Source organism: Geobacter sp. AOG1 (assembly GCF_019972315.1).
Lineage (GTDB): Bacteria > Desulfobacterota > Desulfuromonadia > Geobacterales > Geobacteraceae > Geomobilimonas.
The window spans coordinates 2,867,868-2,887,663 of sequence record NZ_BLIZ01000001.1; the positions used below are offsets into that span (position 1 = coordinate 2,867,868).

Below are 19,796 nucleotides of genomic sequence, written 5' to 3' on the forward strand. Positions count from 1 at the left end.
TTCCCCCTATCTGTGTTTTTGCTTCTGGAGCAGGATGCGACGTGCCTGTGTCGAGATCACGCTCGAAACGTTCTTGCTCTTGGCAATGGCAGCCACGTCCTTCTCGGTGAGAGTCGAAATGTAGCGAAGGGCATTGGGGAGCGGTGTTTTATTGTTTGTCGCCAGTGCCTTGCGAATCTGGTAGTTCTTTACCCATTCCCTGTTGGCACAGATGAGGCGCATGATCTCATCATTCTGAACGCCGGTTTTGACAAGGTTCAAGATCTCCGCCTCGGTTATGCGGGGGTTCTTGATCACCGAACCGCATATCAGCTTGTTCGGTTCCCTGACAAGTATGGAACGCCACTCCTTGTCTCCGGTCAGGGCCATCTTGATCTTTTCCGAAACACCCATCGATTGTGCCATCTTGTACTTGGATGCATACTCCTCGCTCTCGGGGTCCGTTTCCTCTTCGGCCTCCTCAGCTTCAGCGTCAAGGTCCTCATCTTCGTACTCGTCCAAAAGAGCTTCTTCTTCAGGCAGCATATTCTGGACAGCCGCCGCTGCACCGGCAACACCCTTTTCCGCAAGAAAGACCATGGTCTGCCTATCGATCATGGGATGCTCAACGAGACGTGACGCCAGGTCCGGCTTGCCATAATAAAGCCTCGCCAGTAGTTCAATCACCTTCGTCGGCGTTTCAGCGGAATCGGCTACCTGCAGGGCGACCGATTCCGGCATCTGCCGCAGACTTTTTATGGCGGCGCTTTTGACCTCTTCATCCTGATCGTAACTCAGGAAGAGGAGAAGATTAACAAGATCGCCAGCAGCAAAGGGCACTTCCCAGCGTGCGGCCCGCAACCGGTCCTCTCGGGGGGTGGCCGCCGCGGCATAGCCTGCAGCGGCCGGGGAGACGTTCAGGACCACTTTGTTCATCAAGGATACTTCCTCCTACTTCCCCGCCTTTACGACGTGAACCTTGATACCATGCTTCTTCAGACTCGCAATATCCTTGACAGCCTCATCCTTGCTAGCATACCTGCCCGCGGTGAGGCGCACGACCGGCACGGGTGCCATAGTCTTCTTCATCACCAGCTTGTACCCTTTTTCATAGAGACGGTCCTGCTCAACGGCAGCCTTCCCCTCGTTGAAGTAGGAACCGGCATAGACCACATATTTGCCATTCTCAGGGAGAATGAAACCGTCGGATGTTGCTTTCTTCAGATTCCCCAATGCCGCATCAGCCGCCTGATGGCTATCGAACGACGCAAGATACAGGCGATTCATCGGCTCGGACCGCTTCGTTTTCGTCTTGACAACCGGCCCGATGCCGAGCTTTTTCAGCTTTGCCTGTACCGATGCAGCCGACTTCTCCACGACATACTCACCGACCATCAGGGTGTAGGCACCGGAAGCAGATTTACTCCCCACTTTGGATGCCTTCGCGGCGGGTTTAGCCGCCGCAACTTTTTGAGGGCTAGCAGCAGGCGCAGGAGCAGGTTTCCCCGTCACAGCCGGTTGAACCTTTGCCGTCTTGGCTGGAGGTACGGGCTGTTTTACTGCCGGGGCAACAGCCGGGGCCGGTGGTTTAGCAGCAGCAACTGGCGCCGGCTTAGCGGACGGAGCAGCTACCGGTGCTGGAGGCGCAGCAACAGGCTTCGTTGCAGGAGCTGCTGTTGCGGGAGCCGCAGGGGCCGTTGTCGGCGCGCCGGCAGGCTTTGCTGCCGGGACATCTTTGGCGGCGGTGCTTGCGGGTGCTACCGCATTACCAGTAACCGGGGCTGCTCCGCCGGCCGCCGGCCTTGCCGGAATCGGCTGTTTTACCTGAGCTGGCGGCGGCGGAACTGGCGTTTCCTCCCGTGGCTTGATGATGCCGGTAAAGAAATAGAGATAACCGAATACCGCCAGCAGCAGAACCAGTACCAACAGCAGTATCTGCTGGGAACTACCCTTCTCGCCGTCGGCAGTACTCGCGTCCGTCGATGTCTTCCTGAAACCGAACATGTATCCATCCTCCTGGTAAAGATAATTTATTGATGATTGTTTTTCGTGGTAGCCGCTGCTTCCGTAATGACCTTCTGGGACAGATGACTCGGCACCTCTTCGTAGTGGGAATACTCCATGGTGAAGAGGCCACGGTCACTCGTCATGGACTTGAGATCATTGGAATAGGCAAGCACTTCCGACATGGGCACGACCGCCCTGATGATCTGGGAATTCGCCTTCGGCTCGACGCCAACTACCTTGCCGCGCCGCGAGTTGAGATCGCCGATGACATCACCCATGTTCTCATCTGGAACCGTGATTTTCATGGTTACGATAGGTTCGAGAAGCACTGGTTTGCAGAGTTCCATCGCCTTTTTGAATGCCATGGACCCGGCAACCTTGAACGCCATCTCCGAAGAGTCCACGGTATGGAACGAGCCGTCATAGAGGGCGACCTTGAAGTCGACTACCGGATAACCGGCAAGGAATCCTTCCTGCGACGCCTCCTGAATTCCCTTATCCACCGCCGGAATGTACTGGCGGGGGATGACGCCACCGACGATCTTGTCATCGAAAAGGTACCCCTCGCCACGCGGCTGAGGGGACATCTCGATCCAGCAGTCGCCGTACTGACCGCGGCCACCCGACTGTTTCTTGTATTTTCCCTGCACCTTCGCCGTGCCGCGGATGGTCTCGAGATAGGGCACTTTCGGGGTCTTGAGGAGAACCTCCACGCCGAACTTTCGTTTCATCTTTTCCACGATGACTTCAAGATGTACCTGCCCCATGCCGGATATGATTAGTTCCTTGGTCTGGGTGTCGCGGTGGGATTCCAGGGTCGGTTCTTCTTCGATCATCTTGTGGAGGGCCGAATGGATCTTGTCTTCATCGTTCTTGGTCTTTGGTTCGATGGCGTAGGAGATAACCGGTTGCAGAAGCTTGGCAGGTTCGTAGACGATGGGCTTCACCTCGTCGCACAGGGTGTCGCCGGTCACGGTCTCCTTGAGCTTGGCCACTGCCACGATATCGCCTGCCACTGCCTGCTTGATCGGTTTCTGCTTCTTCCCTTCCAGTTCATAGATCTGGCCGATCCTTTCCTGTACGTCCTTTGTCGAATTATAGACGGTGGAATCTGAGTTGAGCACACCTGAGTAGACCCGAAAGATGGTAATTTTACCCGTATAGGGGTCGGAGGTGGTCTTGAACACCAGCGCGGAAAACGGCTCCGACTCGGCCGGCGCACGTTCGATGATGTCCCCGCTCTTGGGATGGGTGCCTACCGCCTTGGTACGATCAATGGGTGACGGGAGGAAAGCCCCGATGGCATCCAGCAGATGGGGAACACCGATATTCATGGCAGCCGAACCGCACAACACGGCCGTAAACGTATTACGCATGGTTCCGACCCGCAGGCCGTCAAGTATTTCCTCATCGGTCAGTTCACCGGTTTCCAGAAATTTTTCGGTCAGGGCGTCGTATGCTTCGGCAACCGTCTCCACCATCTGCTCGCGCAGCCGCTGTGCATCGGCCTGATACTCGGCGGGTATCGCCTCTTCGGTGTATTTCCCCGACTGGTCCTTTGCATAGCGATAGGCCTTCATCTTCACCAGGTCGATGACCCCTTCGAAATTCTCTTCGGCTCCGAGGGGTATCTGTATCGCCACACCCCGCGCGCCGAGGGCCTTTTCCATGTCGTCTATGGCGCGCAGGAAGCTGGCCCGTTCCCGGTCCATTTTGTTGACAAAGGCGATGCGGGGAATTTCGAACTCGTTTGCCCACTGCCAGATCTCTTCGGTCTGGGCCTTGACCCCGGAGATGGCCGAGAGGATGACGACCGCACAGTCGAGGGCGCGCATGCAGGCCCGGGTGTCGGCAATGAAATTGCCGTAACCGGGGGTGTCCACCAGGTGGATGGAATGACCGTTCCATTCGCAATGGTCGAGGGAGGAGGTAATGGAAATCTTCCGCTTGATTTCTTCCGGCTCGAAATCCATGGTAGAAGTGCCGTCATCGACCCTTCCGAGCCGATCGATCATCCCCGTATCAAACAGGATGGCCTCGGCCAATGAGGTCTTTCCAGCTCCGCCGTGGGCAATAATACCAAGATTTCTCAGCTTAGACGTATCATACTTTCCCATTGTGCCCCCCTTGAAATGAAAGCAGGCCAGACATCAACCCGCCGTTAATTTTCATGGTTACGCTGATACAGGATACGCAGGCCTTCAAGAGTCAGATATTCGTCTACCTCGTCAATTGTTTTGGATTCGGGGGCAATAAGGCGAGCAAGACCACCAGTAGCGAGAATCCGCGGATTATCACGGCTCTCAGTCTTGATCCTTCCGACGATTTCGTCGACGAGTCCGACATAACCGTAAAAAATGCCTGCCTGCATGGAATTGACCGTGTTCTTGGCGATGATGGAAGGTGGTTTGAGTATTTCTACCCGCGGCAGCTTGCTCGCCTTCTGGAACAATGCCTCCATGGAAATCACGAGACCGGGGGCAATGGCACCTCCACAGTATTCACCTTTCCTGTTCACGTAATCGAATGTGGTCGCCGTACCGAAATCGACGATGATCAGGGCGGTCTTGTGCTTCTCGAAACCTGCCACCGCGTTGACGATGCGGTCGGCGCCCACCTCTTTTGGATTGTCGTAATGAATCGGCATCCCCGTCTTGATACCGGGGCCGACGACGTACGGGCGAAAACCGAAATATTCGACGGCCAGTCGTTCCAGCACACCGGTAAGGGTCGGCACCACCGACGATATGATGATATCCCGGATATCGCCGAAGGAAATGCCGGCCAGCCGGAACAGGTCGTGGACGAGGATGCCGTATTCATCGGCGGTTTTCGATTTTTCAGTGGAAACGCGCCAGTCTTTGAGAAGCCGTTCTCCATCGTAGATACCGAGTACGATGTTGCTGTTGCCGACGTCGATTACTAGAAGCACCTAACTCTCCTCACTCTTCTTATCAAACACGCTCAGCGAAGCTCAGACGAGCGATACATCACCGGCCAGTACCCGCTCCACGCGACCGTCGTCCAGGTTGAGGAGAAGTGCTCCATAGTCGTCGATGCCGGTTGCCACACCGGCGACAACGCTGTCACGATAGGATACGTGCACCCGCTGGCCGATCATAGAGCAACGGGCCAGCCATTCGTCTCGTATGACCCCATAGTCGCCAGCCATGAAGGCAGAATACAGATTGTCTACTGCGCGAATAAAGGCGCGAGTGAATTCCATGCGGTTGACGGCCCCCCCGGTTTCCATGCGGAGAGACGTTGCAGGGTAACGCAGGTCGGCGGGAAACTGTCCCTCTTCCATGTTGATGTTAACACCGATACCGAGAATGATGAAATTGACCTTCTCTGTTTCGGCCCCCATCTCATTGAGCAGTCCCGCCACCTTGCGTCCCGACAACAACACATCGTTGGGCCATTTGATGGTGGGCACGAGTGGGGTGGTTTCCTCGACAGCCCTGGCCACGGCAACAGCAGAGAGAAACGTCAACTGGACAGCCTGCAATGGCAGGATGGGAGGACGAAGGATGATGGAGCAGTAGAGGTTTACCCCTGGCGGTGATTCCCACTGCCGTCCCATCCGCCCCTTCCCCCGGCGCTGGGACTCGGCAATGATAACCGTCCCTTCCGGTGCTCCCTCTTCAGCCAGTTTGAAAGCGGTTTCGTTGGTGGAATCGGTCTCACGAAACGAAATGATCTGCCGACCGATCCGCTTCGTCATGAGACCGACCGCGATCTCCGCCGGCAGAAGGAGATCAGGAACGGCAACGAGCCGGTATCCGACGGATGGCACCGCCTCTATGCGGTAACCCAGGTCCTTCAGACTCTTGATATGCTTCCATACCGCTGTGCGGGAGACCTTGAGCCTACTGCTCAACTCTTCCCCCGACACGATACCACCGGGGGTTGCCCGAAATATCTCCAGAATGCGCTGGTCTATTGTTTTGTCGTCCATGGCGGCATGCCGGAGAAAATCTTCTTTCACACCCCCTCCAGCAGCATGGAAATGTCCATGGCTCGTGCCGAATGGGTCAGGGCACCTACGGATATGATATCAACGCCGGTGCCGGCAATAGCACGAATGGTGTCGAGATTGACCCCGCCGGAAGCCTCTACCAGAGCCCGGCCATCGATGAGACGCACCGCTTCGGCCATGGTGGCCAAGTCCATATTGTCGAGCATGATGATATCGGCATCTGCAGCCAGGGCTTCTCCCACCTCGGCAAGGGACTCCGTCTCTATCTCTATCTTCATCGTATGGGGGATATAGGCCCTGGCACGGCGGATGGCTTCGGTGATGCCACCTGCCGCAGCGATATGGTTCTCCTTGATGAGCACCCCGTCGTAGAGGCCGGTCCGGTGATTGATCCCCCCTCCGACCCTAACAGCGTACTTATCGAGCATCCTGAGCCCCGGCGTGGTCTTGCGCGTATCGACCACCCGTGCCTTTGTCCCCTCGACAGCAGTTACATAGCGGGAAGTAAGGGTGGCCACCCCGCACATTCTCTGCAACAGGTTGAGAGCGACCCGTTCCCCCTGGAGAAGTATGGCAGCATTACCATCTACTCCGGCAAGGACATCCCCCGGCTGGAGGCGGTCTCCGTCCCTGAAAGCCGGAGTAAAAAGCACGGTATTGTCGAGCAGATGAAATACGCGTGCCGCCACATCAATCCCCGCCAGCACCATCGCCTCCTTGGCTATGAGCCGGGCATGGGCGGCCCGGGGCTCCGGGACAACAGCAAGCGTCGTGATGTCGCCGGTATGGATGTCCTCCAGCAGTGCATTTTCAACTATTCTGTCCAGACCCGTCATAAGAAATCTCCAACTCTCTTGAATGGCACCTGTTTATACCACAGCTTTGTAACGGTAGCAACCGCTAATCAAGGCTCCACGTGCGAAGAACGCAACATCCAACGGGGGAAAACAAGACTGCATTCCTGAAGGTTGACTAAACCCCGGTGGTGAACTACAATGCCCGGAATGAAGTTACCCTGCAATATAAAACCACGTCAGCGTTTTCCTTAAGGCCGCAACCAATGAGACTCACCCTGGTACAGAAGCTCGTTGCTGGATATGCCGCCATAGCGTTTTTCACCATGGCGGCGCTGGTTTATTCGGTCACGGGGCTCTATTCACTCAATACGACCGCCCGTGACATCGCCCAAAATGATCTGGTCTTCATCAACACGGCAATCAAGCTGCGGGAGTCGGTTCTTGCCCAGCAACGGGCTGCAGTCAAGGGAGCGGTACTGAACAGCCCCGAATTCAAAACCCTTTACCAGGAACGCGCCGACGAATTCCAGCACCTGCTCCTTAATCTGACGACAACCCAGAATCCGGTTGAACTGAAGCCGATACTCGAAAATTACGTAAGCTTTAAACGCTATGCCGAACAACTGCTCGGCGGCGACAAAAACAGCGCAGTGCAACTCAATAACGCGGCGGACCGGGTTGTCGGTGCCATCGATGTCAGTGCCGCCAACCGGCAGGTTCAACTCAGCAGCAAACTGGATGCCGCGGACAAAAAGCAGGGGAGGACCGTTCAGTGGACCCTGATCCTCTCGTTCACCGGTTTTCTGCTGGCAATCATCGTGGCGGCTCTTGTTACCTACAAGATATCAAAGGCGTTCACCAAGCTGAAAAAGGCCACACACCGCATTGCCGAAGGAGATTTCGACTTCGACCCGCGGATTCCGGCCGGTGATGAAATCGGCGAACTGGCAAGTGATTTTGTCAGAATGGCCTCCCGCCTCAAGATATCGGAACAGATGAATCTCGATGCCAGCCCCCTTACCAGGCTGCCGGGGAATATCGCCATCGAGCGCGTTCTTACCCGCCGTCTCCAGGAACCCGAACCATTTGCCGTCTGCTATGCCGATCTGGACAATCTCAAGGCCTATAACGACCATTACGGCTATATACGAGCCAGTGAACTGATCAAGACCACGGGAGAAATTATCCATGAGGCGGTTCGGCAACACGCGGGACAGGACGCGTTCGTGGGCCACGTCGGTGGGGACGACTTCGTGATGGTGGTATCCGTTGAAGAGGCTGCCGGAGTCTGCGAAGCGATCATCGAACAGTTCGGTAAGGCAATCGTCAGCTATTACGACACAGTAGACCTGGAGAGAGGGGCGATAGAGGCAGTGGACCGCTACGGTGTGCCGCGCGTATTCCCGATCATGACCATCTCCATTGCCGTTATCATCTGCGGACAAGGGGAATATGAATCGGCGGTGGATATTGCCAGGGCAGCGGCAGAAATGAAGGATTATGTGAAGGGACAGCCGGGAAGCAATTACCTGATGAACCGGCGCAGACACAATCGATGAGAAAACTTGCTCTTGCAGTCCTGTTCGCTCTGACGACAACCGGTTGCGCCACGTTGCACAACGGCAGCTTCGGGTTCATCAACTATTTCAGCCAGCAACGTAAACTGGCAGCTGCCGTCAATCAGATAGAAAAAGGGAACGGAACGGCCGCCGCAGATATCCTGACGGCACTCTGCGCTGAAAAAGGAATGGCGGGCGTTACCGATGAGGCTCTCTTCCGATTGAGCCTGCTACAACTGAAAGCAGCGGGGGAAAAGGATTATCTGCAAGGTCAGCAGACCCTTGAACGCCTCCACAAAGAGTACCCGAAAAGTCCGTGGACCATTCAGTCGGTACAGCTGCTGGACCTGGTCAACGCCGCCAATGAACAACGCCGTCAGAACCGGAGCCTGAGAAACAGTAATCAATTGCTGACCAAGGAAAACAAGGATCTGCGCCAGAACCTGGAACAGTTGAAGCACCTTGACCTTCAGCTGGAGCAGAAAACCAAACCCTGAATTCCCTCCTCCACCTCACCCATCACAACACAGACATGCTTTCACTGCCGCCATTCCTGCGGGACACCGGCACTGTTCGCCTCGCCGTCGAGGGCATTGAGCCTGTCCTGCGCCTCTTTCAGCTGCGCCTCATCACTCTTGATATCCTCCTCCATCTGGTTGTAGGCAACCCTATCCCTCGTCCGCTGATAGATGATACGCTTGCGCTTCAATTCTGCCAGTTTTTCCCGCTTGTCGGCAAGGCCACCCTCGATCGCCTTGATACCTTGTCGCAAGGAAGCATATTGCCCGCGCCACCACCCCTGACCATGGCCTCCATACACCGCTACGGGAGGTGTGGAGGATGGAGGAGGAGTTTTGCCGGTTTGCTTCATCACCGGTTCCGTACCGTCGGAGGATGGAATCGTCCCCTGCTCGCTCCTGATCGACTCCCGTTCCTTTACCTTCGTGCGGTACTTGGCGGGAACCTTGTCAAGGTCATCCGTAAAGTTGACCACTCCCTTGCTGTCAGTCCATTCATAGGTATCTGCCCACGATGGTCCCGCTACAACCGTGAAAATCATGATAACAACCAACATAAACCTGTGCATAAATGTGATTCCTCTCCCCCGATGTTGAAAGTATTCTCCTAACCCCGCTCCACCATTAGGTTCACTGCAACATTTGAATTGACGATTCGACGCCGTACGTGTATAGTACCGCGGTTATATTTGACCCAGTAACTATTCGACCTGTTAAGGAGAATGCCATGAAGTTGCGTTTCACCATGCTTGCAGTGCTTTCCACCCTCCTCCTGACCGTCGTAACGAACGCCAAGGAAACCAAGGACATCCAGTTCCGTTTCACTAACGCTGATCCCGTGGTATTCAGCCATGACGTTCATCTCAGTAAATATAACAACAATTGCCGGATTTGTCACAACGCCATTTACAATTTGAAGCAGCGCAAGCACTTTACCATGGCGGAAATGGAAAAGACCAAGTCGTGCGGCGCCTGCCATTCGGGCATAAAGGCCTTCAGTGTCGCCGACGACAAGGATTGCAACCGTTGTCACAAAGGGAAACCCCGTAACATCGGATACAAGGTCAAGGGGTTGAGTGATGTGGTCTTCAGTCACGATGTGCATATAGCCAAGACTGGCGGCAAGTGCAAGAGTTGCCACAACGGCAAGGTGATCACCGGCAAGGACCAGCACGCAACCATGGCGCAGATGGAAAAGGGGAAAACATGTGGTGCCTGCCATGACGGGAAGAAGGCATTTACCGTGGCCGGCAACTGCGGCAACTGTCATCGCGGCATGAAGCCGCAGAATGTCAACTTCAAGATAAAGGGAATCTCCGACGTCACCTTCAGTCACGAAATCCATACAGGCATGTATGGCTGCAAGGATTGCCACACCAAAGTATTCCCCTACAAGGCTGGCGCCGTTCACAACACCATGGCGGACATGGACAAGGGTAAATCGTGCGGCGCCTGCCACAACGGCAAGGATGCCTTTACTTCCGCCGGCAGTTGTGACAAGTGTCACAACAACTTCAAGCCCGGCACGGTTACCTTCAAGACCGATGCGGGCGAAGCCAAATTCAGCCACGAAATCCACACCGGCATGTATAAATGTGCCGACTGCCACACCAAGGTATTTCCCTTCAAGGCCGGCATCAAGCACAACACCATGAGCCAGATGGAAGGTGGCGCATCCTGTGGTGCCTGTCACAATAGCAAGGATGCCTTCACCGTTAAGGAAAACTGCGAAAAGTGCCACAAAATGTGAGGCAGCATTGTTGAGAAGAACGAAAAAAGGCGGGGCTTTGCGGCCCCGCCTTTTTTCATTCTTGCACAATCGAGTTCTACTTCTCCATCACACCACCATAGATACCGGCAGGCGTTGATTCAACCACGATCGTCCGAACGCGGAGCGTCTCTTCCAGTTCGGTAACGGTGAGATCATCGAGAAACACCCCCTCCCCTTCCTTGATCATAACGTCAGGGATAAGCAGCAGGTCCCCCAGGTCCCGCCCAGCCAGAGTCGCCAGGATGTCCCGGCCAGCCACCAGTCCGGCAACCGTTACACTCTCGCCAAACAACCGGTTCGGTACCGTCATCGGCCGGAACGTAACACCTGTTATCTTCCCCAGTTCAACGAGGAAATCTGAAAGATAAGAATAGGCAGACTCCCCCGTCACCACCGTCACGACACGTGGAGAGCACGGTTCAGCCATAGCCAGCACCCCCTTCGCCTCTTCCAGGAAGAGGGGCACCATGCCAACGCCGTTTTCAAGCTGGGGCAGGTCACCATACGTCTCCAGGGGGGGGAATCCCCGGCCGGCCTTGATGTAGAATTCATCGGCCAGATACAGGAACGGCTCGCCGAGCCGGTCAGCAATTTCCTGGGCACGCGCCTGCCATACTGCGAGGAATTCAGCCGCATACGTGGACGTAACCGGTTCGAGCGGGGGAAGCCCCTTCCGGTGGCGTGTCAACCCAACGGGCACCACCGCCAAGGATGCAACCCACGGATGGAGCGCAGCCATATCCGCCACCGTACGTTCGAGCACGGCCCCATCATTGAGCCCCGGACAGAGGACCACTTGGGTATGCATGGTGATGCCGGCGCGTGCCAGATCTTCCATGACAGGCAGAAGCGGCTTGATAGCGGCCTTGCCGAGCAGGCGCTCCCGCACTATCGGGTCGGTGGCATGCACCGAAACATAGAGGGGGGAGAGGTGCTGCTCCTTGATACGCCCCAGGTCGGGCGCCGTTATGTTGGCAAGGGTGACATAGTTTCCGTACAGAAAGGAAAGACGGTAATCCTCATCCTTCACGTACAGTGGGGAGCGCATGCCGCGGGGAAGCTGGTGGACGAAGCAGAAAACGCACTTGTTGCCGCACCGTTTTGGAACGGGTGCAGGGAAGATAAGCCCGAGCGGCTCATCCTCACCACGCTCCACCTCCATTTCCCATTCTTCGCCGTTCCTCTTGATGATTTCCAGTGTCAGTTCGGTCTCGGCAGAAAGGTACGTATAATCGATGATATCCCGTACCGGTCTGCCGTTTATCTCCCGCAGTCGGTCGCCGACATCGATCTCCAGTTCGGCTGCAATACTGCCGGGAAGCACACGCTCGATTATCAGGCCGGAATGAGAGGGGGAAGGATTCGTCTTTTTCATGGCTAAAATAAATGTCCCGGCTCAAAACGCCGATAGGGGCGCCCTTGCGGGAACGCCCCTATGGAAGGTAACGAGAAAAGTGCGGAAACTACTGATGGAGCTTGAAAGTACCGTCCGCCGAAGTGATGGTCGAAATTGCATGCTTGTAAATGAGAATGTCGCCGTGGATTTCCATCAGCACGGAGAAGTTGTCGAATGATTTGATATACCCTTCCATCTTGTCGCCGGACATGAGCTGCACGACCACTTTCACCCGCTCCTTGCGGGACTGGTTGAGATACTGGTCCTGAATATTGAACGGTGCTTTGGCCATCTCCCTCTCCTTTACGCATAAAATTCCATTACATGGTTACAAATAGTAGCAAAACTGCCAGGATAATCAACCCAATTAATTTCATTGTCCCGTTTGAACCAGGTCAGCTGACGTTTTGCATAGTGCCTGGTGTCGCGCTTTATGAGCCGGGTCGCCTCCGCGAGATCGCAATCTCCCGCCAGGAACGCGCATATCTCCTTATAACCGATGGACCGGAGTGCTTTCAAGTCAGGGGTAAATCCGCGGGACAGAAGGGATTGTACTTCCTCCACCAGACCTTCCCCGAGCATCCTTTCCACCCGGAGATCGATGCGCCGGTACAACTCCTCCCGCTCCACCAGGATACCGAGTTTCAGGACATGGTACCTGGATTCGCCGAAACCATGGGCGGAGCGGTCCGCCGAGATGGGACGACCGGTCAGTCGATGGGATTCCAGGGCCCGGATGATCCGTACCTGGTCGTTGGGGTGGAGCCTCGCTGCCGTTTCCGGATCAACTTGCGCCAGACGCCGCAGCATCTCTTCCTTCCCCAATCTGCACGCCATCTCCTCAAGTTCCTGGCGGACTTCCCCCGCACCGCTCGGCGAATCGACCAGCCCTTGCACCAGAGCCTTTATATAGAGACCGGTCCCTCCGACCACGAAGACCCGTTTACCGCGCCGGGTAATGTCATCGATAGCCTGACATGCCGCTGCCTGAAAGACAGCCGCCGAAAAAGACTCGTCCGGCTCGACAAGGTCGATGAGGTGATGGGGAACCTGCCGGCGTACTTCTTCAGGAGGCTTGGCGGTGCCGATGTCCAGACCGCGGTATACCTGCAGGGAATCGGCGTTGACGATTTCGCCATCGAATCGCCGTGCAAGTTGAACCGCCATATCACTTTTTCCGGAAGCGGTCGGCCCGAGAATGGTCACCAGCCTGGTTTTACCGGTATCGTCGGACACGTCACCCTCTCTTGAAGAGGCGCTCTATCTCGGCAAGGGTCAGGGTGCGACTGACCGGGCGGCCGTGGGGGCAGTTACTGGAAAAATCGGTGGCATCCATCTGGGAGAAAAGGGCCGTGATCTCGTCCCGCCCCAAGGAGTGGACCCCCCGTACCACACTGTGACAGGCGATTCTTGCGAGGATATCCTCCAGGGAATCGGCAAAGGAACGGCTCTTCCCGAGGCTCTGAAGCTCCTCCACGATATCCCTTAGTGTCCGCAGGTAGTCGCCACCGATCAAGAGACGAGGCACCCCCTTGAGCAGCCAGGTCGTGCCACCGAATTCCTCGAGTTCATAGCCGAGTCGGGTCAGGTGTTCCCGGTTCTCTCCCAGCGCTGCCCCTTCGCGGAAAGAAAATTCGAGGGTTTCCGTAAAGAGGAGTCCCTGGGACTCCACACCGCCGGCGGCAAATTGCGCCTTGAGGCGTTCGAAAGCGACCCGTTCGTGGGCTGCATGCTGGTCGATGAGCACCAGATCGGTTTCGTCCTGGCAGACGATGTAGGACCCGTGGTACTGGCCAATAACGGCAAGGGAAGAAAAATAGCCGGACGCTAAAGAAGCCGGATGTTTGTCGATGACCTCCGGAACAGTCGCCGGCACTTGCGGTACCCCATCCCGCCCCACCCTCTGTACCGGTGGCGGGACGGGAAAGCTTCCCTGGCGGGGTGGAGGCGGCTGATAACGGGTCAGCGCCTCCCGCACGGTTTCGACTCTGGCAGATGATGGAGACGAGGTCAGCCTCGTGCTAGTGAACGGTGAAGCCGCATCGCGTCCTTTCCCCAGCCAGGGTGTCGTGCGCAGGACCGACTCCAGCGCCGCCACTATACCGTCGTGAACCCGCGCCTGCTCCCGAAAACGCACCTCGTGCTTGGTGGGATGCACGTTGACGTCTACTTCGCCGGGAGGAAGCCCGATAAAGAGCACCACCACCGGATAGCGTCCCCTTTCGAGAAAATTCCGGTATGACTGGAGAATGGCGTGCTGGACGACCTTGTCACGGATGAAGCGGCCATTGATGAAGGTATAGAGATGGGAAGCCGCCGACCTGCTGCAATCGGGGCTGGCGACCAGCCCGCTTACAGAGAGCGGGCCGTCGATGTAATCGACCGGATACAGTGCCTTGCCGATGGTTCCCCCCAGCAGGGATGTCACCCTCTGGAGCAGGTCGCCCGGCAACAGGCGAAAAACGGTCCGGCCATCGGCAATATAGGTAAAACGGGTCTGGGGGCGGGAAATGGCGAGACGGGTCAACAGGTCCCCCACGTGCCCCGCCTCGGTTTCGCTGCTCTTCATGAATTTAAGGCGGGCTGGCGTGTTGAAAAACAGGTTGCGCACGGCTATAACCGTCCCGACCGCCATGCCACAGGACTTGACTTCCCTGATCCGCCCCCCCTCGGCATAGATCTCGGTTCCCTCGATCTGCTCCGATTCCCGCGTAGCCAGGGTGAATCGCGAAACGGAGGCTATGGACGGAAGAGCCTCACCACGAAAGCCGAGGGTAGATAGACCGAACAGGTCTGCGTCCGTCGCAATTTTGCTCGTGGCGTGTCGTTCCAGGGCAAGAAGTGCATCTTCGCGGGTCATGCCACAGCCGTCGTCGCTCACCTTTATCAGTTTCCGCCCACCCTGCTCGATCTCCACCACCAAATCACCGCAGCCGGCATCGAGTGCATTTTCCACAAGTTCCTTGACCACCGATGCGGGGCGCTCCACCACCTCACCGGCAGCGATCTTGTTGGTCAGATTTTCAGGAAGGATTCTGATGCGGGGAGACACGGACAACCTCGTAGGAAAGAGTATGGTGACTGCCCGTTAGCATAATGTATCCCCCCTCTCTTTGTAAAGGAGATAGACCAGAGATGACGGAAGGATAAGTCATATTTCTCGGTGCAGAGTCAGTTTGGTTCATTCCTCCGCCTCTACGGTCATTGCCGTGCTCAAATATCAGTCGTACGGCAACACCCCGTGAACGCCCCATCTGGGCACTACCAAGAAAGATATTTGGATTGACATAAATCCACCAGATGCTAGTATCCAAACGGTTAATTTATCGTGCAATATGCACTATTGACCTTGTTCCTAGTGTAGCTTTTCTCTTCCGGGAGGTCTTATCCGTGGCCGAGCAGAATTCACACCAACCCGAAAGCATGGGAAATGCCTCCCCGCCTGTACTACGTCAACTCCTGGATAGACTGCTGAAGGTCCCCGGCGTAATCCAGGCCATCGTGTCCGACAAAAATGGCGTACCGCTCGACGACCAGAGCGACATCGGGCGGTCACTAGCTACCCGGGGCAAAGTGTTTATCGATGGAGCTATCCTGGCGGGTAAAACAATGGGCGTGGGTGAAACAAAGAGTGTGGCCGTTCATGACCACAATGGGCGCATGCTCGTCTACGCCTTAGATAACCAGTATCTTCATATTTTCGTCACTAAAGATATCAGACTGGCACTGGTGGAAGCCGCTATCAGCAAAATACTCGCGACAGGGAGATAGAAGCATTATGCGGGATATGCTGCAAAATATTAACAAGGTCGAAGGCGTTATCGGCAGCCTGGTCAGCACAGTCGATGGCGAAAAGACGGTCCATGCGTTTCCACCTCTCTTCGATGGAGAGCACATACGGAAAATAGCAACAACCATCTCCGGCACCATCCGCCAGTCATCCACGGCAGACACGCCAGAACTGCTGGAGATGCGCTACCAGAACGGAATGATCATCACCAGAATGCTGCGGGGAGGTTTCCTTGCCCTGTTGTGTACGAACGACATAAACATGTCGCTACTTACTATCTCCCTTAATGTGGCCAAACCGAAACTGGAAATTCTCCTTGCCGAATCCGCCACGATATCCGTCAATCCTGATGTTGTAAAGAACCTGACGGAGCGCATGGATAAACTGAAAATCGCCTTTATCCGTCAGGTTGGGCCGGTTGGAGAGTACCTTTTCGAAGAAATTCTCAAAAAACTGGGGACCGCGGCGTTCAAAGACGATGATGATCTTGTCGACCTGGTTGACCTCCTGAAAGACGAAATTGAGAGCACTGTCGGAAAAACAGAATTTATCAATGAATCCATAACGATACTTTCATAAGGGAGGGTTCAACACCGTGACAGGAAAGAGAATTACCCCGACCGGCACTGAAATGCCGAAAACCCTCATAAAAGAGCAGTTACACACCAGCATACGGGGGAAAATCCTGGGAATCCAGGTCCTCATTGTCGTCGTCTTCGCCGCCATCGTCATTTACTTCTTCCAGCAGAATCTGCGCATAAACGCACAGCAGACCATCCGGAATACCCAAGGGATCTACAACAGCATCCTGACGAACGACACAAAGATGCTCTCGGCGGCCCTCAACACGTTCATGAACGATCCGACCTACAAGCAGCTCTATGCCCGGCATGATCGGGCGTTACTCACCAAGGCCGCTGAAAACCTCTACAAGACCAATCACGACAAATTCAGTATAACCCATTTCTATTTCATCGATAACGACGGTACCTGTTTTCTTCGCGTCCACAAGCCGGAACTCTTCGGCGACACAATCAACCGCCTCACGTTTCTCAAGGCAAAAGAGACCGGAGCCGTGTCAAGCGGCCTGGAGCTGGGGCAAACGGCCTTCGCCCTGCGGGTCGTGGCGCCATATATCGACAACGGCAGTCGCATCGGGTATGTGGAATTCGGCGAGGAAATAGATCACTTTGACCAGATCGTCAAAAAGGAAACGGGGAGTGATGTGGCGGTGATCATCGACAAATCGCTCCTTGACGAAAAGAGCTACCGGAAAACACGCCTGACCATCGGGCAGAAGGACGATTGGGACGATCTCAAAGGGTATGCCCTGGTAAGCACAACCTTTGACAACCGGGCATTTATCGCCAATAAGGTTTTCAACGAGGAGGAGGCGCACGCTGTCAAGGGTCCGACCTTCCTCGGTACCGTCGCATTTGAGGGAAAGAACCTTATGAAAGGTGCTTTCCCCCTGCGCGATATGACCGGAAAAAAGGTTGGCGTGGTCATGGTGCTCAGCAATATCCAGGAGCAGGTCCGCCACGAGAGACTGACCCTCCTCATCCTGCTCATTGCCGGACTCATGCTCTTCGCCGTATCGTTCATCTTTACCTACCGCCATCTCAAGACAGAAATTATCACTCCCCTCATCGAACTGTCGGAAGCCGCCATCGACATAAGCATGGGGAATGTGGACAAGAACCTCGAAACCAATCGTACCGATGAGATCGGCATGTTGATCCGTTCCTTCGAACGGATGCGGGTAAGCCTTAAAAAATCGATGGAAATACTGAATCGTCGGGGCAGGTAAACACATCCGTTCCCAAACCACGACATCACCGCCCGTTCCCCCAGCGCAGATCTTCACCAGCCTTGGGCAACGCCCGGTACATACATCCGTGGCGTGCGCAATAATCTGGAAAACACCCCCGGGGAAGGAGTACCGTTCCCCCTGCAGACGGCATAAAACCAGAACAGTGTAATCAACAGAACCAAAGGATTAGGGCTGGATACAGTCTTGCTTCGAGTTGCCATTCATCGATTTCTCTTTCCCTTCCTGCATCCTTGATTCAGAGCATGTTCGTTCTACAATCACATAAATCAAAGGTTCACAGTAGATGATAAACTTCGTCGCGTTCTTGTCTTGCATTTATTGCAAAATTCGGCTAAAAATCATCTGTTAAACTCGGTGCCGGTGATGCGTCCACTCCCCTGCTTCGTTCCGTCACCGAAAAACCGCATGTCGGGCATCCCCCCACTCTACCCTGTCCGTATGTAAATCCGCATCCCAGCAGTCCACAACACTTCGCATCAAAAATGTCCATAAAGACGGGAGATATCGTTGGATCAGTTTCAGCAGAGGGGCACAAGTGCAAGTCAGTCCACCGGGCATATCGGCCTCGGATGGTGGCGTCCTGCATCTCCCCTTTCTCTCCTACCGACAGAGGATAGTGAAACGGCGCTTCGCAAGGTCCGCCTGCCGGTGTACCTGGTGGCCGGCGAAAGAACAGTCGTCATGCAGACCAGCGGAACAGCCGGATTCGACGGAGAGCAGCCGGGTTCCCTCCCCTTGCTGGGGTATGCTCCCCCCTGCCTACCGGAAAACTTGGGCGACACTGGGTTCTGTGCCGACCTTGGGATTCGTTACCCCTACCTTGGCGGTTCCATGGCAAAGGGGATAAGTTCTGCCGCCATGGTCGAGGAACTCGGACGTGCCGGGATGCTCGGCTTCTTCGGCGCCGCCGGCCTCCCTTACTTAGACGTTGAGAAAGCCGTTGACCGACTCGCCAAAAGCGGTGTTCCCTACGGCGTCAACCTGATTCATTCCCCCCATGAGCCGGATCTGGAACAGGCCCTTGCCGATCTTTACCTGCAGAGGGGCGTACAGCTTCTGGAAGCATCGGCCTTCCTCAGTCTGACTCTGCCCCTCGTCCGCTACAGCCTCCACGGCATCCATCGCCGTGACGATGGTACCATCGTCACGCCAAACCGGATCATTGCCAAGATTTCCCGGGAAGAGATGGCTGCCAAATTTTTCTCCCCAGCTCCCGAATCGTTTTTACGCGAACTGGTCGCCGGCGGTGAGCTCACCAGCGAACAGGCCGAACTCGCCGCGCAGGTCCCCCTGGCCCGGGAAATAACCGCCGAAGCGGATTCGGGCGGACACACAGACAACCGTCCGGCCATCGCCCTTTTCCCCACCATACAATCTCTGGCCGCCCGTCTCGAACGACAGCACGGTTACGACTGCAGGCTCCGGGTGGGCCTTGCCGGCGGAATTTCGACGCCAGCGGCCGCTGCAGCTGCCTTTGCAATGGGTGCCGCTTATATAATGACCGGTTCCGTTCATCAGGCGTGCATCGAATCGGGCACCTCTCGCCAGGTACGGGAAATGCTCGCCGGTACCCGCCAGGCGGACGTGGCCATGGCCCCCGCAGCCGACATGTTCGAAATGGGAGTGACGGTACAGGTTCTCAAGCGGGGAACCATGTTCCCCATGCGGGCCGCCAAACTATATGAACTGTACCGGAGTTACGGCTGTATGGAGGATATTCCCGCACCCGAACGGGAAAAGCTGGAAAAGACCCTTTTCCTCGCCCCGCTGACCGACATATGGCGCGACACCCGTGCCTATTTCCAGCAGCGGGACCCACGCCAGGCCGAACGGGGAGACCGTGACCCGAAACATCGGATGGCCCTGGTCTTCCGGTGGTATCTCGGGCAGGCGGCCCACTGGGCCAAAGACGGCGAGCCGTCCCGCAAAATCGACTACCAGGTATGGTGCGGGCCCGCCATGGGAGCCTTCAACGAGTGGGTAGCCGGTACGTACCTGGAAAGTCCCGAGCGCCGTGCGACTGTTTCCGTCGCTCTCAACATACTTTACGGTGCAGCTGTTTTCACCCGTATCAACTTTCTCCGGAGTCAAGGCATACAACTCCCCCCCGAAGCCTTACGGACGGAACCGCTCGAACTTGAACAGATCAAGGAGTACCTAAGGTGA

General features: G+C 55.8%; 18 protein-coding genes. 7 read left to right on the top strand and 11 right to left on the bottom strand.

Annotation, left to right across the window (positions count from 1 at the left end; translation table 11 throughout):
- Window positions 1-6 precede the first annotated feature (6 nt).
- Genes LDN04_RS13050 through nadC form a run of 6 tightly spaced genes read right to left on the bottom strand, consistent with a single transcriptional unit; the run spans window position 7 to window position 6,801 of the window.
- Complete coding sequence (locus LDN04_RS13050; RefSeq protein ID WP_223911318.1) at window positions 7-915, bottom strand: hypothetical protein; 909 nt, start codon at window positions 913-915, stop codon at window positions 7-9.
- Window positions 916-930: 15 nt separating this feature from the next.
- Window positions 931-1,983 (bottom strand): SPOR domain-containing protein, encoded by a 1,053-nt coding sequence (locus LDN04_RS13055; RefSeq protein WP_223911321.1) that lies wholly within the window; start codon window positions 1,981-1,983, stop codon window positions 931-933.
- Between the two features lie 26 nt (window positions 1,984-2,009).
- On the bottom strand, window positions 2,010-4,103 hold the full coding sequence (fusA, locus tag LDN04_RS13060) for an elongation factor G (protein ID WP_223911330.1): 2,094 nt from the start codon (window positions 4,101-4,103) through the stop codon (window positions 2,010-2,012).
- A 44-nt stretch (window positions 4,104-4,147) separates the two neighbouring features.
- Window positions 4,148-4,918: a type III pantothenate kinase gene (locus tag LDN04_RS13065; protein WP_223911333.1), complete on the bottom strand. Its 771-nt coding sequence runs from the start codon at window positions 4,916-4,918 to the stop codon at window positions 4,148-4,150.
- A gap of 42 nt (window positions 4,919-4,960) precedes the next feature.
- Window positions 4,961-5,974 carry a biotin--[acetyl-CoA-carboxylase] ligase gene (locus LDN04_RS13070; protein WP_308464663.1) on the bottom strand — a complete coding sequence of 338 codons (1,014 nt, stop codon included), beginning with the start codon at window positions 5,972-5,974 and terminating at the stop codon, window positions 4,961-4,963.
- Window positions 5,971-6,801 carry a carboxylating nicotinate-nucleotide diphosphorylase gene (gene nadC / locus LDN04_RS13075; protein WP_223911337.1) on the bottom strand — a complete coding sequence of 277 codons (831 nt, stop codon included), beginning with the start codon at window positions 6,799-6,801 and terminating at the stop codon, window positions 5,971-5,973. The genes LDN04_RS13070 and nadC overlap by 4 nt, the downstream gene beginning before the upstream one ends.
- A 224-nt stretch (window positions 6,802-7,025) precedes the next feature.
- Between nadC and LDN04_RS13080 the strand changes: the two genes are divergently transcribed.
- Together LDN04_RS13080 and LDN04_RS13085 are read left to right on the top strand one after the other, a co-directional pair.
- Window positions 7,026-8,321, top strand: a complete 1,296-nt coding sequence (locus LDN04_RS13080) for a diguanylate cyclase domain-containing protein (RefSeq protein WP_223911350.1) — start codon at window positions 7,026-7,028, stop codon at window positions 8,319-8,321.
- Window positions 8,318-8,818: a hypothetical protein gene (locus LDN04_RS13085; protein WP_223911353.1), complete on the top strand. Its 501-nt coding sequence runs from the start codon at window positions 8,318-8,320 to the stop codon at window positions 8,816-8,818. The genes LDN04_RS13080 and LDN04_RS13085 overlap by 4 nt, the downstream gene beginning before the upstream one ends.
- 41 nt (window positions 8,819-8,859) lie before the next feature.
- Here LDN04_RS13085 and LDN04_RS13090 read toward each other — a convergent pair whose 3' ends face one another.
- Window positions 8,860-9,408, bottom strand: coding sequence for a DUF4124 domain-containing protein (locus LDN04_RS13090; RefSeq protein ID WP_223911355.1), 549 nt, complete (start codon window positions 9,406-9,408; stop codon window positions 8,860-8,862).
- Between the two features lie 158 nt (window positions 9,409-9,566).
- Here LDN04_RS13090 and LDN04_RS13095 point away from each other — a divergent pair, with 158 nt between their 5' ends.
- On the top strand, window positions 9,567-10,589 hold the full coding sequence (locus tag LDN04_RS13095; RefSeq protein WP_223911358.1) for a cytochrome c3 family protein: 1,023 nt from the start codon (window positions 9,567-9,569) through the stop codon (window positions 10,587-10,589).
- A gap of 76 nt (window positions 10,590-10,665) precedes the next feature.
- On the opposite strand, the gene LDN04_RS13100 is transcribed toward LDN04_RS13095, so the two are convergent.
- The 4 genes from LDN04_RS13100 to mutL all read right to left on the bottom strand — a co-directional run bounded on the left by LDN04_RS13100 (window position 10,666) and on the right by mutL (window position 15,058).
- Window positions 10,666-11,985 (bottom strand): DUF512 domain-containing protein, encoded by a 1,320-nt coding sequence (locus tag LDN04_RS13100; protein ID WP_223911361.1) that lies wholly within the window; start codon window positions 11,983-11,985, stop codon window positions 10,666-10,668.
- Window positions 11,986-12,073: 88 nt separating this feature from the next.
- Window positions 12,074-12,298, bottom strand: a complete 225-nt coding sequence (gene hfq / locus LDN04_RS13105) for an RNA chaperone Hfq (RefSeq protein ID WP_223911364.1) — start codon at window positions 12,296-12,298, stop codon at window positions 12,074-12,076.
- Window positions 12,299-12,309: 11 nt separating this feature from the next.
- Window positions 12,310-13,242, bottom strand: a complete 933-nt coding sequence (miaA, locus tag LDN04_RS13110; RefSeq protein WP_223911367.1) for a tRNA (adenosine(37)-N6)-dimethylallyltransferase MiaA — start codon at window positions 13,240-13,242, stop codon at window positions 12,310-12,312.
- Window position 13,243: 1 nt separating this feature from the next.
- The gene (mutL, locus tag LDN04_RS13115; RefSeq protein WP_223911370.1) at window positions 13,244-15,058 is read right to left on the bottom strand and encodes a DNA mismatch repair endonuclease MutL; all 1,815 of its coding nucleotides are present in this window, start codon (window positions 15,056-15,058) and stop codon (window positions 13,244-13,246) included.
- Between the two features lie 338 nt (window positions 15,059-15,396).
- Here mutL and LDN04_RS13120 point away from each other — a divergent pair, with 338 nt between their 5' ends.
- From LDN04_RS13120 to LDN04_RS13135, 4 genes are all read left to right on the top strand, one after another.
- Complete coding sequence (locus LDN04_RS13120) at window positions 15,397-15,777, top strand: roadblock/LC7 domain-containing protein (RefSeq protein WP_223911374.1); 381 nt, start codon at window positions 15,397-15,399, stop codon at window positions 15,775-15,777.
- Between the two features lie 16 nt (window positions 15,778-15,793).
- A complete protein-coding gene (locus LDN04_RS13125) occupies window positions 15,794-16,375 on the top strand; it encodes a hypothetical protein (protein ID WP_223911377.1) in 582 nt (193 codons plus the stop codon).
- A gap of 16 nt (window positions 16,376-16,391) precedes the next feature.
- Window positions 16,392-17,606 (top strand): cache domain-containing protein, encoded by a 1,215-nt coding sequence (locus LDN04_RS13130; protein ID WP_223911380.1) that lies wholly within the window; start codon window positions 16,392-16,394, stop codon window positions 17,604-17,606.
- A gap of 531 nt (window positions 17,607-18,137) precedes the next feature.
- Window positions 18,138-19,796, top strand: coding sequence for a PfaD family polyunsaturated fatty acid/polyketide biosynthesis protein (locus LDN04_RS13135; RefSeq protein WP_223911383.1), 1,659 nt, complete (start codon window positions 18,138-18,140; stop codon window positions 19,794-19,796).